This is a genomic window from Propionivibrio sp., from assembly GCF_047602565.1.
Classification (GTDB): Bacteria; Pseudomonadota; Gammaproteobacteria; order Burkholderiales; family Rhodocyclaceae; genus Propionivibrio.
Genome location: NZ_JASGGX010000001.1, coordinates 432,705 through 447,172 on the forward strand (window position 1 = coordinate 432,705; position 14,468 = coordinate 447,172).

At 63.8% G+C, this 14,468-nt stretch carries 12 protein-coding genes and 1 tRNA gene; 3 read left to right on the forward strand and 10 right to left on the reverse strand.

Annotation, left to right across the window (positions count from 1 at the left end; genetic code table 11):
* The first annotated feature begins 27 nt into the window (after positions 1 to 27).
* The gene (locus QM701_RS01985) at positions 28 to 600 is read left to right on the forward strand and encodes a LemA family protein (protein ID WP_415165428.1); all 573 of its coding nucleotides are present in this window, start codon (positions 28 to 30) and stop codon (positions 598 to 600) included.
* A gap of 28 nt (positions 601 to 628) precedes the next feature.
* Entirely contained in the window at positions 629 to 1,528 is a 900-nt protein-coding gene (locus QM701_RS01990; RefSeq protein WP_415165429.1) for a hypothetical protein, read from the forward strand.
* A gap of 43 nt (positions 1,529 to 1,571) precedes the next feature.
* Here the strand turns inward: QM701_RS01990 and QM701_RS01995 are convergent, their stop codons facing one another.
* Positions 1,572 to 3,494 (reverse strand): ATP-binding cassette domain-containing protein, encoded by a 1,923-nt coding sequence (locus QM701_RS01995; protein WP_415165430.1) that lies wholly within the window; start codon positions 3,492 to 3,494, stop codon positions 1,572 to 1,574.
* Positions 3,495 to 3,615: 121 nt separating this feature from the next.
* Between QM701_RS01995 and QM701_RS02000 the strand changes: the two genes are divergently transcribed.
* Positions 3,616 to 3,690, forward strand: a tRNA-Arg gene (locus QM701_RS02000).
* Between the two features lie 71 nt (positions 3,691 to 3,761).
* Here QM701_RS02000 and QM701_RS02005 read toward each other — a convergent pair.
* The 9 genes from QM701_RS02005 to nuoG form a co-directional block, all read right to left on the reverse strand.
* A complete protein-coding gene (locus QM701_RS02005; RefSeq protein WP_415165431.1) occupies positions 3,762 to 4,334 on the reverse strand; it encodes an NUDIX domain-containing protein in 573 nt (190 codons plus the stop codon).
* Positions 4,335 to 4,406: 72 nt separating this feature from the next.
* Positions 4,407 to 5,885, reverse strand: coding sequence for an NADH-quinone oxidoreductase subunit NuoN (nuoN, locus tag QM701_RS02010; protein WP_415165432.1), 1,479 nt, complete (start codon positions 5,883 to 5,885; stop codon positions 4,407 to 4,409).
* A 27-nt stretch (positions 5,886 to 5,912) separates the two neighbouring features.
* Positions 5,913 to 7,397, reverse strand: a complete 1,485-nt coding sequence (locus QM701_RS02015) for an NADH-quinone oxidoreductase subunit M (protein WP_415165433.1) — start codon at positions 7,395 to 7,397, stop codon at positions 5,913 to 5,915.
* A gap of 25 nt (positions 7,398 to 7,422) precedes the next feature.
* Entirely contained in the window at positions 7,423 to 9,492 is a 2,070-nt protein-coding gene (gene nuoL, locus QM701_RS02020; RefSeq protein WP_415165434.1) for an NADH-quinone oxidoreductase subunit L, read from the reverse strand.
* Positions 9,493 to 9,494: 2 nt separating this feature from the next.
* On the reverse strand, positions 9,495 to 9,800 hold the full coding sequence (gene nuoK / locus QM701_RS02025; RefSeq protein ID WP_415165435.1) for an NADH-quinone oxidoreductase subunit NuoK: 306 nt from the start codon (positions 9,798 to 9,800) through the stop codon (positions 9,495 to 9,497).
* Between the two features lie 106 nt (positions 9,801 to 9,906).
* Entirely contained in the window at positions 9,907 to 10,509 is a 603-nt protein-coding gene (locus QM701_RS02030; protein ID WP_415165436.1) for an NADH-quinone oxidoreductase subunit J, read from the reverse strand.
* A gap of 14 nt (positions 10,510 to 10,523) precedes the next feature.
* Positions 10,524 to 11,012, reverse strand: coding sequence for an NADH-quinone oxidoreductase subunit NuoI (gene nuoI, locus QM701_RS02035; protein ID WP_415165437.1), 489 nt, complete (start codon positions 11,010 to 11,012; stop codon positions 10,524 to 10,526).
* A 10-nt stretch (positions 11,013 to 11,022) separates the two neighbouring features.
* Entirely contained in the window at positions 11,023 to 12,132 is a 1,110-nt protein-coding gene (nuoH, locus tag QM701_RS02040) for an NADH-quinone oxidoreductase subunit NuoH (RefSeq protein WP_415165438.1), read from the reverse strand.
* Positions 12,129 to 14,462 (reverse strand): NADH-quinone oxidoreductase subunit NuoG, encoded by a 2,334-nt coding sequence (gene nuoG / locus QM701_RS02045; protein WP_415165439.1) that lies wholly within the window; start codon positions 14,460 to 14,462, stop codon positions 12,129 to 12,131. Before nuoG ends, nuoH begins: the two co-directional genes overlap by 4 nt.
* Between the last annotated feature and the right edge of the window lie 6 nt (positions 14,463 to 14,468).

Consider the following 14,468-nt stretch of genomic DNA (forward strand, 5'->3'; position numbering starts at 1 on the left):
ACACACAAACAAAAAAGGGAGCCCTGCATGACCACCGCCAACATGATCTTTTTCGGCATTCTCGCCGTCGTCCTCATCTACGGCGTCATGCTCTACAACGGGCTGGTCGCGCTCAAGCACAACGTCGCCAAGGCTTGGGCCAACATCGACGTGCTGCTCAAGCAGCGGCACGACGAGCTGCCCAAGCTGGTCGAGGTCTGCCGGCAGTACAAGCAGTTCGAACAGGAGACCCTGCAGCGCGTGATCGAGGCGCGTTCCCAGGTGCACTCGGCGCGCGAGACGCAGGACATCGGTGCGCTCGGCGAGGCGGAAGGCGCCCTGCGTATGGGCCTGGGCCGGCTGTTCGCGGTGGCCGAGGCCTATCCGGAACTGAAGGCCAACGATAATTTCATGCAGCTCCAGCAGCGCATCACCACGCTGGAGAACGGCATCGCCGACCGGCGGGAGCTGTACAACGACGCGGTCAACATCAACAACGTGCGCGTCGAGCAGTTTCCCGACGCCGTCATCGCCCGGCTGTTCCATTTCGAGAGCAAGCCGCTCCTCGAATTCTCCACGGCGGAAAAGACCGACGTCGATCTGAAACAGCTGTTCGGCTGACCGGCGCCCGTCCGCCGCGGACTCCGGCATGATTCTCTCCTTCCGGAAGAGCTACGGCCAGTTCATCACCTCGGGTTTCCAGCTCCTGTTCTTCGTCGCCGGGCTGCAGGCGAAATCGCGCGAAGGCTGGATCGTCTGCCTCGCCCTGATCGCCGTCGTCAGCCTGTTCGCCTGGACGGCAGCGCTGCGGCGCCGGCGCGCGATCACGGATACGCCGACCTCGCGCATCGCCTCCGCCGCGCAGGGCTACGTGGAGCTCTCCGGCGTCGGGCGGCCGCTGGATCATCCGCCGCTGCTTTCCCATCTGACCTGCCTGCCCTGCCTGTGGTACCGCTTCCACGTCGAAGAAAAGACCAGCGGCAACAAATGGAGAACCGTGGAAAACGGGGAAAGCGACGTCCCGTTCATCATCGACGACGGCAGCGGACGTTGCGTGGTCAACGTGGAAGGCGCCGAAATCCTGACCCGGCACAAGGAAACCTGGACGCAGGGAAATTACCGCAATACCGAATGGAAGCTGCTGGTCAACGACCGCATCCACGCGCTCGGCGAGTTCAAGACGCTGGGCGGCGGTTCGGTCAACCTCGACGCGCGGAGCGACATGAACGAACTGCTGGCCGCATGGAAGAAGGACAAGGCGGCGCTGCTCAAGCGCTTCGACCTGGACGGCGACGGCGAGCTGAACATGAACGAATGGGGACTGGCACGCCAGGCCGCACGCCGCGAGGTGGCCAGGATGCATCGCGAGGCGCGCGCCGAATCGGACGTCAATACGCTGAGCTGCCCGCGCAACGGCCGCCACTACCTGCTTGCGAACATCGACCCGAACCGGCTCGCCCGCCGCTACCTGCTGTGGTCGTTGTTCCACCTGACGCTTTTCCTGGCGGCGCTCGGCACGCTGCCCTGGGTGCTGCATCAGCGCTTCTGACGTCCGAGGCCGCCATGGCGCGGCCAGACGGCATCCGGACCGGCTAGTTTTCCAGTGCCTCCCAGCGTTCGAGCAAGGCGATCAGCTCGTCGTCGATCTCGGCCAGACGCGCCGACAGCGCGTTCCCCGCTTGCGGGTCGGTCTGGTACAGGGCGGGGTCTGCGAGGCGCGCGGCGATTTCCTTCTGCTCGTCTTCGAGCGCGCTGATCCGGCCGGGCAGCTCGGCCAGCTCGCGCGTCTCCTTGTAGCTCAGCTTGCGGCTGCCGTCGGCCTGGGTCCTGGGCGCGGCCTCGGCGCGGGCGTTCTCGCCGCGCGCATTTTCATTGGGTTTTGCCGGCGAAGGCGGCGCGGCATCGGCCTGGCGCCGCGTCTGGCAATCGGCCCAGTCCTGGTAGCCGCCGGCGTATTCGCGCCAGTATCCATCGCCTTCCGCGGCGATGGTCTGGGTCACCACGTTGTCGAGAAACGCCCGGTCGTGGCTGACCAGGAACAGCGTGCCCGGATAGTCCTGCAACAACTGTTCGAGCAGCTCCAGCGTTTCGATGTCCAGGTCGTTGGTCGGTTCGTCGAGCACCAGCACGTTGGCGGGACGAGCGAACAGGCGCGCCAGTAGCAGGCGGTTGCGCTCGCCGCCGGACAGCGAGCGGACCGGCGAACGCGCGCGTTCCGGCGCGAACAGGAAGTCGCCGAGGTAGCCGATGACGTGCTTGCGCTCGTTGCCGATCTGCACGAAATCCGAACCCGGCGAAATGACGTCGACCAGCGCCGCCTCTTCGTCCAGCTGGGTACGGAACTGATCGAAATACGCGGCCTGGATATTCGTGCCCAGGCGCACCGTGCCGGCGTCCGGCGCCAGCTCACCGAGGATCAGGCGCAGCAGCGTGGTCTTGCCGGCACCGTTGGGGCCGATCAGGCCGATCTTGTCGCCGCGCTGCAGGCGGCAGGAAAAGTCGCGCACCACATGTTTCTCGCCGAAGCTCTTGTACACGCCGACCAGCTCGGCCACCAGCTTGCCGCTGCGGTCACCCGCGTCGATCGCCAGTTCCACCCTGCCCTGCCGCTCGCGCCGTGCCGCCCGCTCGCGCCGCAGCTGCTCCAGGCGCAGCACGCGGCCTTCGTTGCGCGTGCGCCGCGCTTCAATGCCCTTGCGAATCCAGACTTCTTCTTGCGCCAGGAATTTGTCGAACTTCGCGTTCTGCACGGCCTCGTCGTGCAGCATCTGTTCCTTGCGCGCCTGGTAGTCGGCGAAATGGCCCGGAAACGAGAGCAGCCGGCCACGGTCCAGCTCGACGATGCGCGTCGCCACCCGGTCGAGAAAACGGCGGTCGTGGGTGACGAACACCAGCGACACGCCGGACAACAGCAGCAATTCCTCCAGCCACTCGATGGCGCCGATGTCCAGGTGGTTGGTCGGCTCGTCGAGCAGCAGCAGATCCGGCGTCACCGCCAGCGCCTGCGCCAGCGCGAGACGCTTCTTCTGTCCGCCGGAAAGGGTGCCGACCGTCGCGTCCGGGTCCAGTGAGAAACGCTGGATCACGCGCTCGGCCTGCGCCTCGAACGACCAGGCGTCGCGGGCATCCAGTTCGCCCTGCAGCGCGTGCAGGCGCTCGCCCAGCGCGGCGTAATCGGCGGCCGGGTCGGCCATGGCGTGCGACACCGCGTGGTACTGCGCCAGCAGCGCCGCGACGTCGCCCATGCCCGCCACCACGGCCGCGAAGACGGAAAGCGCCGGATCGAACGGCGGTTCCTGGGGCACATAGCCGACGCGGATGCCCGGCTGGCGCCAGGCCGACCCGTCGTCCAGCGTCCCCTGCCCGGCCAATGCGCGCAGCAGGGACGACTTGCCGCTGCCGTTGCGGCCGATCAATGCGACCCGCTCGCCGGGATCGACCTGCAGGTCGGCGTGATCGAGCAAAGGCACGTGGCCGTAAGCGAGCGAAGCGTCGGAAAGAATCAGATGGGGCATTGCAACCGGATTTCGGAAACGCGAAGAGGCGAATGATAAGGTAGGAACGCCGGTCGGACCGCCCACGCCGCAAGGATCGGCGAAAAAAGCCGCCTGCATGGTGCTAGAATACGCGCCCGACCTCCTCGTAGCATAATGGATAGTGCACGCGCCTCCTAAGCGTGAGATACAGGTTCGATTCCTGTCGAGGAGGCCACTCTGACGGCCCTGTGGCAGTCCGCGCCAGATCAGGCCCGGACCTTTACGGCGACGGCGTTCCTTCCCCGATCACCACTGCGAAAGAAGCGCTTTTTCCGCCCAGAAAAGCGCGGTGATCGTCTTCGCGTCGGTGATTTCCCCATCGCGGACCGCCGCCACGGCCTCTTCCAGCGTCAGTGTCAGCACGTCGATGAATTCCCCGTGATCGAGGTTTTGCCCGCTTTGCCGCGCCAGCCCGCGCGCCAGGAAAATCTCGATGCGTTCGTCCGAATACCCGACGCAGGGATGCATGACTCCGAGGTGCCGCCATTCTTCGGCGACAAAGCCGGTTTCCTCCAGCAATTCCCGCCGCGCCGTAGTCTCGACCAACTCCCCGGGATCGATCTTGCCGGCGGGAAACTCGATCATGGCGCGGCCGAGTGGATAGCGGAACTGGCGTTCGAACAGGAGTTCGCCGCCATCCAGCACGGGGATCACCACGACGGCGCCCTGGTGCTTCACGTATTCGCGCGTCGCCTCGCTCGCATCCGGCAGACGAACCCGGTCCAGGCGGACGTCGAGGAGCTTGCCGCGAAAGACCTGCGAACTTTCGATCGTGGTCTCGGCAAGGTGGGCATGGTTTTCCGGAGGACGTGTATTCATTTTGCGGGCCGAAGAAAAAGACAAACGCCCCGGCGGACGGGGCGTCGTCGATTCAAAAAAGTGAGCCGAAGGTCAAAAGACGATGGACCCCGTCAAGCTCGTCGCGCAGAGCATCATCAGGCCGTTCGGGAAAATCCCGATCAGGGCGACCGCCAGGCCGTTGGCCGACATGAGCACCTTGGCGTCCATCGGCGCCTCGATCGGCGCGGTGCTCGTCGGCGGATCGAAATACATGACCTTGACGATGCGCAGATAATAGTAGGCGCCCACCAGCGAGAAGAAGACGGCGACGAGCGCCAGCCAAAGGTGCCCGGCGGCCACGACCGCCTGCAGCACCGAGAGCTTGGCGAAGAAGCCGACGAAGAACGGTATGCCGGCCAGCGAGAACATCATCATCATCATGATTGCCGCATACCAGGAGTTGCGCTTGTTCAGGCCGGCGAAATCGCTGATCTCGTCCGATTCGAATCCCGCGCGGGAGAGCAGGAGGATGGTTCCGAAAGCGCCCAGGCTGGCGAGGACGTAGGTCACGACGTAGAACATCGCCGAGCTGTAGGCGTTGAAGATGAAGCGCACGTCGCCCATGATCACGCCGGTGGCCATGCCGAGCAGCATGAATCCCATGTGAGAGATCGCGGAATACGCCAGCATGCGCTTGATGTTGGTCTGCGCGATGGCGGCGAAGTTGCCGACCGCCATGGACAGGACGGAGAGGATGATCAGCATCATCTGCCAGTCGCGGGACGCGACGATCAGCCCGCTGACCAGCACGCGGATCACGACGGCGAAGGCCGCGAGCTTCGGAGCGCTGGCGATGAACAGCGTCACGGCGGTCGGAGCGCCGTGGTACACGTCCGGAATCCACATGTGGAACGGCACCACGCCCAGCTTGAAGGCGATCCCGGCGATCACGAAGACCAAGCCGAAGGACAGGATGATCCCGTTCCCCTCGCCGCTGAACAGGCGCGCGGCCAGCGCCGGAATCTCGAGCGTCCCGGTCGCCCCGTAGAGCATCGAGATGCCGTAGAGCAGCAGACCGGAGGCCAGCGCGCCGAGCACGAAGTACTTCATGGCCGCCTCGGTCGAGGCGACCGAGTTGCGGTTCATCGCCACCATGGCGTAGAGCGCCAGCGACAGCATCTCGATCCCGATGTACACCGTGAGGAAATGGCTGGCCGAGATCATGACCATCATGCCGAGCGTGGCGAACAGGCTCAGCACGTAGAATTCGCCCCGGGCCATCTCCGGGCGATCCAGGATGTAGGTGCGCGAATAGAACAGAACGACGATGACGCTGATATAGACCAGGAATTTCAGCAGATCGCCCATCAGGTCGCTGACGAACATGTTGCTGAAGGTATAGGAAACCTGTCCCGTGCTGGTGGCGAAGGTCACCACCGCGGCCCCGACCAGCGCCAGCTGCGTCAGCACGTACGTGACGGTCCGGTTCTTGTCCTTGACGAAGAGGTTGACGATCAGGATCGCGCACGCCATCGCCAGCACAAAGATCTCGGCGCTGGCGATGCGCAGCTCGGGCACAACAAATTGCATTTCGGCAAGCGTCATAGCGAACACCAATTATTGAATCTTGCTTACGGAGATGTGGCGCAGCAACTCGTTGACCGAGCTGTGCATGACTTCGGTGAAGGGCTGCGGGTACAGGCCCATGACCAGCGCGCCGGCCGCCAGCAGCGCGAGCACCAGGAATTCGCGCGCGGTGATGTCGGTCAGCTCGGCCACATGATGGTTGCCCACGGCGCCGAAGACCACCCGCTTGTACATCCACAGGGTGTAGGCGGCGCCGAGGATCAGCGTCCAGGCCGCGGCGAAGGCCACCCAGAAGTTGAACTTGACCGAGGCCAGGATGACCATGAATTCGCCGACGAAGCCGGAAGTCGCCGGCAGGCCGGCGTTGGCCATGGCGAAGAGCATGAAGAAGGCGGCGAACTTCGGCATGGTGTTGACCACGCCGCCGTAGTCCGCGATCAGGCGCGAATGCACCCGGTCATACATCACGCCGATGCAGTAGAACATCGCGCCGGCCACGAAGCCGTGCGAAACCATCTGCACCAGCGCGCCCTCCATGCCCAGCGGGCTGTAGATGAAGAACCCGAGCGTCACGAAACCCATGTGCGCGATGGACGAGTAGGCCACCAGCTTCTTCATGTCCTCCTGCACCAGCGCGACGAAGCCGATGTACACCACGGCGATCAGGGACAGGCCGATGATCAGCCCCGAGAAGGCATGCGAGGCATCGGGCGCGATCGGCAGCGAAAACCGCAGGAAGCCGTACGCGCCGAGTTTCAGCGCGATGGCGGCCAGCACGATGGAGCCGCCGGTCGGCGCCTCGACGTGGGCGTCCGGCAGCCAGGTATGCACCGGCCACATCGGCACCTTGACGGCGAAGGCGGCCAGGAACGCCAGGAAGATCCATTTCTGCTGCAGCATCGGCAACGGCATCTGGTGCCAGTCCTGGATGGCGAAGCTGCCGCCCGAATAAAGGTACAGGTAGATCAGCGAGATGAGGAAGAGCAGCGACCCCATGAGGGTGAACAGGAAGAACTTGAAGGCGGCATACACCCGCCGCGGCCCTCCCCAGACGCCGATGATGAGATAGAGCGGGATCAGGGACGCTTCGAAGAAAACGTAGAACAGCATGCCGTCCAGCGCGGCGAAGATGCCGTTGAGCAGGCCCGACATGATCAGGAAACAGGCGTTGTATTGCGCCACCTTGCTCTCGATCACCTTCCAGCCGGCCAGCACCACGATGACGGTGATGAAGCTGTTGAGGATCACGAAGAGCATCGAAATGCCGTTGACGCCCAGATGGTAGTTGATGTTGAAGCGCCTGATCCACGGCAGGAGTTCGACGAACTGCATCGCGGGCGTCGTCGTGTCGAAGCCGGCATAAAGCGGCAAGGTCACGAGCAGGCCGGCAAGCGCGCCGAGCAGGGCCAGCGCGCGCGCCAGGGGCGAATTCCGGTCGGACCCGGTGAGCAGCACCACGCAGCCTGAGAAAATCGGCACCCAGATGGCTAGCGAGAGAATCGGCAATCCTGACATAGTGTTCCCAGTCGTATTATTCAGTTCAGGCGCGCAGGAGCCAGAAAGTGAGAAGCGCGCAGACTCCAAAGATCATCGTGAAGGCATAGTGGTAGATGTGGCCGGACTGGAACAGGCGCACCAGCATGGCGATCCAGCCCACGACGCGCACGGAGCCGCCCACGATCAGGCCGTCGATGATCCCCGCGTCTCCCCCCTTCCACAATCCGCGGCCGAGCAGCCGGGCGCCCCCGGCAATCACCACTTCGTTGAACTTGTCGAAGTAGTATTTGTTTTCCAACACCGTGTAGATCGGCCCGCAGGCGGCCTTGATCGCCGCCGGAATGCCGGGTTTCTTGAGATAGAAGAACCACGCCGAAACCACGCCGGCGACCGCCAGCCAGAATACCGGCGACGAGAGCGCGTGCGTCGCCATGGCGACGGCGCCGTGGAAATCGCTCGCCAGCTCCTCCATGACCGGATGGGCTTCGGCATTGACGGCGATGGCGTTGCCGAAGAAGTCGCCGAACAGCATCGGCTCGATGGTGAAGTACCCGATGACCACGGACGGGATCGCCAGCAGGACCAGCGGCAGCGTCACCACCCAGGGCGTTTCGTGCGGTTTCTGTCCCGGCGCGAGGCCGTGATGATGATCGGCCGAAACCTCCTCGTCGTCGTGATCACCGGCATGCTCGCCATGGTCGTCCGCGTGGCCATGCGCTTCCTCTACCGCATGGGGCTTGCCGAAGCGCTCCTCACCGTGGAACACGAGGAAGTACATGCGGAAAGAATAGAACGCCGTGACGAACACGCCGACCATCACGGAGAAGTAGGCGAAGCCGGAACCCGGGATGTGCGACAGCTTGACGGCCTCGATGATCGAGTCCTTCGAATAGAAGCCTGAGAAGAACGGCGTCCCGATCAGCGCGAGCGAACCGACCAGCGAGGTCAGCCAAGTGATCGGCATGTACTTGCGCAGCCCGCCCATGTTGCGGATGTCCTGGTCGTGGTGCATGCCGATGATCACCGAACCGGCGGCCAGGAACAGCAGCGCCTTGAAGAAAGCGTGCGTCATCAGGTGGAAGATGGCCACCGAGTAGGCCGACGCGCCGAGCGCCACGGTCATGTAGCCGAGCTGCGACAGCGTCGAATAGGCGACCACTCGCTTGATGTCGTTCTGGATGACGCCCAGGAAGCCCATGAACAGCGCGGTGATCGCGCCGATGACGATGACGAACGACAGCGCCGCATCCGAAAGCTCGAACAGCGGCGACATCCGCGAAACCATGAAGATGCCGGCGGTGACCATGGTCGCCGCGTGGATCAGCGCGGAGATCGGAGTCGGGCCTTCCATCGAGTCGGGCAGCCAGACGTGCAGCGGCACCTGGGCGGACTTGCCCATCGCGCCGATGAACAGCAGGATGCAGGTGGCGCTCATTACCGAGACCGTCGCCGCGTCCCAGCCGGGGATCAGGCTGATCGTCGCGTCGGCCAGGCCTTGCGCCTGATCGAAGACTGTCTGATAGTCGAGCGTGCCGAAATTGGCCAGGATCAGCCCGATGCCGAGAATGAAGCCGAAATCGCCGATGCGGTTGACCAGGAACGCCTTCATGTTGGCGAAAATCGCGGTCGGGCGCGTATACCAGAAGCCGATCAGCAGATAGGACACCAGGCCGACGGCTTCCCAGCCGAAGAACAGCTGCATGAAATTGTTGCTCATCACCAGCATCAGCATGGAAAAGGTGAACAACGAGATGTAGCTGAAAAAGCGGTTGTAACCGGGATCGTCGTGCATGTAGCCGATGGTGTAGATATGCACCATCAGCGAGACGAAGGTCACCACCAGCATCATCGTGACCGTCAGGGGATCGATCAGGAAGCCGACCTCGAAGGTGTAGTCGCCCGAGGAAAGCCACTGGTACACCGGGCCGTTGAAGGTGTTGCCCGCCGCCACGTCCCGGCAGATGAGGACCGAGGCCACGAAGGCGATGGCCACGCCGGCGATGGTTACCGAATGGGCCAGCCAGCGCGGGATCACGCGGCAGAACAGGCCGGCGACGATCGCGCCGAACAGCGGCGCCATAGGGACGAGCAGGTAGAGTTTTTGCATTTCCATGTTCACCCCTTCAGGCTGTCCAGGTCATCCACGTGGATGGTCTTCAGGTTGCGGAACAGCGCGACGAGAATGGCCAGGCCGATCGCCGATTCGGCGGCCGCCACGGTCAGGACGAAGAAGACGAACACCTGTCCGGCCAGATCCTGCAGGTAGTGTGAAAAGGCGATGAAATTGATATTGACGGAAAGCAGCATCAACTCGATCGACATCAGGATGATGATCAGGTTTTTCCGATTCAGGAAAATCCCGACGATGCTGATCGCGAACAAGACCGCGCCTAATATCAGAAAATGGGACAGTGTTAACAAGGTGCCTCCCTGATTGCCTTCCGCAAACGGCAGCGGAACCCGCTACCGCACGACATTCTTCAGTTCAATTGCTCTTCACGTGACCGGACGGAACCCGCCGCCGGCCTCAATCGTTTTTTTCCGCCGGCATCTGCAGGATGCGCACGCGATCCTTGGCTTTGACGAACACCTGCTGCGACGGACTGACCGACTTGCTCTTGCGTTTGCCGCGCAGCGTCAGCGCGGCGGCGGCAACGATACCGACCAGCAGGACGACCGACGCCAGTTCGAACGGATAAACGTATTCGGTGAACAGCAGCCGGCCGACTGCCTGCACATTGCTGTAGCCTGCTTCTGCCTGCGGCACGTCGCTTTCCAGGACGCCCCAGTACATGCCGCCCAGCACCAGCCCCATCTCGGCGACCACCAGCAGCGCGACGATCGAGCCGAGCGGCAGATAGCTCCAGAACCCCTCGCGCAGACGGTCGAGATTGATGTCGAGCAGCATCACGACGAACAGGAACAGCACCATCACCGCGCCGACATACACCAGGATGAGCGCGATGGCCAGGAATTCGGCCTGCAGCAGGATCCAGATGCCGCTGGCGCTGAAAAAGGCCAGCACCAGATGCAAGGCCGCATGCACCGGATTGCGCAGGGTCACCACGCGCAGGCTGGCGAACACCAGGATCGCCGCCAGAAAGTAAAAGACGAAGGTTCTGAATTCCATCGTATCGACGCCCGTTAGCGGTATTTCGAATCGAGCTCGCGGTCGGCGGCGATCTGCGCTTCATAGCGGTCGCCGTTGGCCAGCAGCATGGGTTTGGTGTAGTACAGATCGCTCTGGCTCTCGCCGTGATACTCGAAGACGCGCGTCTCGACGATCGCATCCACCGGGCATGCCTCCTCGCAGAAACCGCAGAAGATGCACTTGTTCAAATCGATGTCGTAGCGCGTCGTCCGCCGCGAGCCGTCCTCGCGTTCGGCCGACTCGATGGTGATCGCCAGCGCCGGACAGACCGCCTCGCACAGCTTGCAGGCGATGCAGCGCTCCTCGCCGTTGGGATAGCGCCGGAGCGCGTGCAGGCCGCGGAAGCGGAAGCTCTGCGGCGTCTTTTCCTCGGGATACTGCACCGTGATCTTGCGGGCAAAGGCATGACGCCCGGTCACGGACAACCCTTTGAGCAGCTCCTTGAGCAAAAGGCTATTGAATATTTCCTTCATCGAACCCATGACCAGCCTCTCACTTCCAGATATTCCAGGGCGACAGCATCCAGCACGCGACGACCGCCAGCCAGATCAGGCAGATCGGGATGAACACTTTCCAGCCGAGGCGCATGACCTGATCGTAGCGATACCGCGGGAACGTGGCGCGCGACCAGAAGAACAGCACCAGCACGCAGAACATCTTGGCGAACAGCCAGAGCGCGCTGTCGGGCAGGAAGGCCACCGGCGACAGCCAGCCGCCCAGGAAGAGCAGGCTGATCAGCGCACACCCCATGAGCATCGCGGAATATTCGGCCAGCTGGAATACCGCGAAGGCCATCCCGGAATACTCGACGTGGTAGCCGACGATCTCCGATTCGCCCTCGGCGAGGTCGAACGGTGCCCGGTTGCACTCGGCGAAAATGGACACGACGTACACGACGAACATGGGCAGCAGCGGCAGCCAGTTCCACGACAGGAACTTCAGCCCCATGTCGGCGAACAGCCCGCGGCCCTGCCCCTGCACGATATCGACCAGGTTGAGGCTGTTGGAGACCATCAGGACGACCACCAGCGCCAGTCCCATCGCCACTTCGTAGGAGATCATCTGCGCCGCGGAACGCATGGAGCCGAGGAAGGCGTATTTCGAGTTCGGCGCCCAGCCGGCCAGGATGATTCCGTAGACGCCCACGGAGGTGACCGACATCACGAACAGCAGGCTGGCATTGACGTTGGCCAGGACGAGGAAATCGCTGAACGGGATCACCGCCCAGGCGATCAACGCCGGCGCGAAGGAGAACAGGGGCGCCAGGAGAAATACGGCCTTGTCCGCGTTGGCGGGAATCACGACTTCCTTGAGCAGGACCTTGAGACCGTCGGCCAGCGGCTGGAACAGCCCCCAGGGACCTACGCGGTTCGGCCCGATGCGCACCTGCATCCAGCCGATGACCTTGCGTTCGGCGAATGTCGTGTACGCGACGACCATCAGCAGTGGCGCGACGATGAGCATCACCTTGATCACCGTCCAGACGACCGTGACGATGTTCGGCCAGGCGGCGCCGAACGTGTTCTGGCCGAGTTGCATCAACCAGTCCAGATGCGGAACCAGGAATCCCGGCAACAGTTGCTGCAGCGTCTCGACCATCATGCACGCTCCACGTTAATCGGTCCGAACATCTCGCCCAGCGCAGCGGTCGCCGCGTGCGCCGCCGCCACCCGGACGCAGCCCGGAGGCACCAGGGCGTCGGCGTAGGCGACGAGAACGGCCTCTCCCTGCCCTTGCTTCACCCTGACGCGGGTGCCGGGAGCGACCGCGAAGCGATCGAGCGTTTCCGGATGCATGCGCGCGGCGGGCTCGGCCGCATCCCGCGTCTGCTGCAGCGAGGCGGCCCGGCGCACCAGCGCGTCGGCGAAGTAGATCGGCACGTCGGCGATGCGCTCCAGCCCTTCGGCGGAAGCCGCCGCTACCGGCGCCAGGGGCAGATCGAGCCCGTTGTCGAGGTTGCCGACGAAGGAGGTGCCGACGGGAATGAACTCGTCGCGGACCTGCTCGCTCGACTCGTAGTCGAAGCCCGGCAGCGCCAGCACGTTGCCGAGCACGCGCAGCACTTTCCAGCCCGGACGTGCCTCGCCCTGCGGCCGGCAGGCGCCGTTGACGCTCTGCACGCGCCCTTCGGTGCTGACGTACGTGCCCGAGGTCTCGGCAAAGGCCGCCACCGGCAGCAGCACGTCCGCATAATCCGCCGCCGCCTGATTGCGGAACGGCGTCATCATCACCACCAGCGCCGCCTGCTTGAGCGCGGCAAGCGCCTCCTGCGGGTTGGCGCAATCGAGTTCCGGCTCCACGCCCATCAGCAGGTAGGCCTTGCGCGCCTGGGCGAACATCTGGCGGGCATCGAGTCCGCTGGGCAGGGCGCCCGCGACGTACCCGCCAACGCTGTTGGCCGCTTCGCCGATGAAGCCGAACGAGGCGCCGGTCAGTCTGGCCAGTTCGGCGCCGAGCGCGTGCAGTTGTCCTGCCTGATCGACCTGCTCGGCCACGTTGCCGAGGAAAATCGCTTTCTTTTCACCATTGACCAGGCTTTCGGCGATGGCCTTCGCCTGCTCGCCCGGTTCCACGCCTTCGAGCCCGGCGGGCGGCACCGCTCCGCGCAGCGCCGCCGCGGCCTTGAGCACTTCCGCCAGCGCGCTCGCCAGTTGCCGTGGCGCGACCGCAATTTGCGCATGCAGATTGATCAGCGACTCGTCGCCGGTCACCGAGACGACGCTCACCTTGCCGGCTTTCTTGGCCAGTTGCCGCAGCCGCTGGGCGAAGAGCGGATGATCCTTGCGCAGGAAGCTGCCGACCACCAGCGCGGCGTTCAGATCCTTGATTTCGGCGATGCGCATCCCCAGCCAGGGCGTGCCGGCGCGCGTGCCGTCCATGGAAAAATCGCGCCGGCGCGGACGGAAATCGACGTTGCCGGACCCCATTCCGCGCACCAGCTTTTGCAGCAGATACAGTTCCTCGGCCGTCGAATGCGGCGACGCCAGCGCCGCGATCGACTCCGCGCCGTGGTTCTTGGCGATGTCCTTCAAGGCATGCGAAACGTAGTCGAGCGCGACGTTCCATTCGACTTCGCGCAGGGCGCCGTTGACGCGCACCATGGGCTTGAGCAGGCGTTCCGCCGAATTCACCGCCTCATACGAAAAGCGATCCTTGTCGGAAATCCAGCACTCGTTGATTTCTTCGTTTTCCCGCGGCAGCACGCGCATCACGCGGTTGTTCTTCACCTGCACCGTCAGGTTGGTCCCCAGGCTGTCGTGGGGGCTGACCGACCGGCGGCGCGACAGCTCCCAGTTGCGCGCCGAATAGCGGAAAGGCTTGGAGGTCAGCGCGCCGACCGGGCACAGGTCGATCATGTTGCCGGAGAGCTCGGAATCGACGGTCCGCCCGACGAAGGTCTGGATCTCCGAATGCATGTTGCGGTTGGCCATGCCCAGTTCCATCACGCCCGCGATTTCCTGCCCGAAACGGACGCAGCGGGTGCAGTGGATGCAGCGCGACATTTCCCGCATCGAGATCAGCGGCCCGACTTCCTTGTAGAACACGACGCGCTTGGCTTCCTGGTAGCGCGACGCCGAAGCGCCGTAGCCGACCGAGAGATCCTGCAGCTGGCATTCGCCGCCCTGATCGCAGATCGGGCAGTCGAGCGGATGGTTGATCAGCAGGAACTCCATCACGCCCTTCTGCGCCGTCACGGCGAGTTCGGAATGCGTGAATACCTTCATGCCGTTGGTCACCGGCGTGGCGCAGGCGGGCAGCGGCTTCGGCGCCTTTTCGACCTGGACCAGGCACATCCGGCAGTTGGCCGCGATGGACAACTTCTTGTGGTAGCAGAAATGGGGAATGTAGGTACCCAGCGCCTGGGCCGCATCCATGATGGTGCTGCCGGGAGGCACCTGAATCTGTTTGCCGTCAATCTCGATGTCTAGCATATCGCA

What these genes read in the sequence shown, in the direction of transcription:
- QM701_RS01985 (WP_415165428.1), top strand. Translation starts at nt 28, where the DNA reads ATGACCACCGCCAACATGATCTTTTTCGGCATTCTCGCCGTCGTCCTC.
- QM701_RS01990 (WP_415165429.1), top strand. Translation starts at nt 629, where the DNA reads ATGATTCTCTCCTTCCGGAAGAGCTACGGCCAGTTCATCACCTCGGGT.
- QM701_RS01995 (WP_415165430.1), bottom strand. Translation starts at nt 3,494, where the DNA reads ATGCCCCATCTGATTCTTTCCGACGCTTCGCTCGCTTACGGCCACGTG.
- QM701_RS02005 (WP_415165431.1), bottom strand. Translation starts at nt 4,334, where the DNA reads ATGAATACACGTCCTCCGGAAAACCATGCCCACCTTGCCGAGACCACG.
- nuoN (WP_415165432.1), bottom strand. Translation starts at nt 5,885, where the DNA reads ATGCAATTTGTTGTGCCCGAGCTGCGCATCGCCAGCGCCGAGATCTTT.
- QM701_RS02015 (WP_415165433.1), bottom strand. Translation starts at nt 7,397, where the DNA reads ATGTCAGGATTGCCGATTCTCTCGCTAGCCATCTGGGTGCCGATTTTC.
- nuoL (WP_415165434.1), bottom strand. Translation starts at nt 9,492, where the DNA reads ATGGAAATGCAAAAACTCTACCTGCTCGTCCCTATGGCGCCGCTGTTC.
- QM701_RS02030 (WP_415165436.1), bottom strand. Translation starts at nt 10,509, where the DNA reads ATGGAATTCAGAACCTTCGTCTTTTACTTTCTGGCGGCGATCCTGGTG.
- nuoI (WP_415165437.1), bottom strand. Translation starts at nt 11,012, where the DNA reads ATGGGTTCGATGAAGGAAATATTCAATAGCCTTTTGCTCAAGGAGCTG.
- nuoH (WP_415165438.1), bottom strand. Translation starts at nt 12,132, where the DNA reads ATGATGGTCGAGACGCTGCAGCAACTGTTGCCGGGATTCCTGGTTCCG.
- nuoG (WP_415165439.1), bottom strand. Translation starts at nt 14,462, where the DNA reads ATGCTAGACATCGAGATTGACGGCAAACAGATTCAGGTGCCTCCCGGC.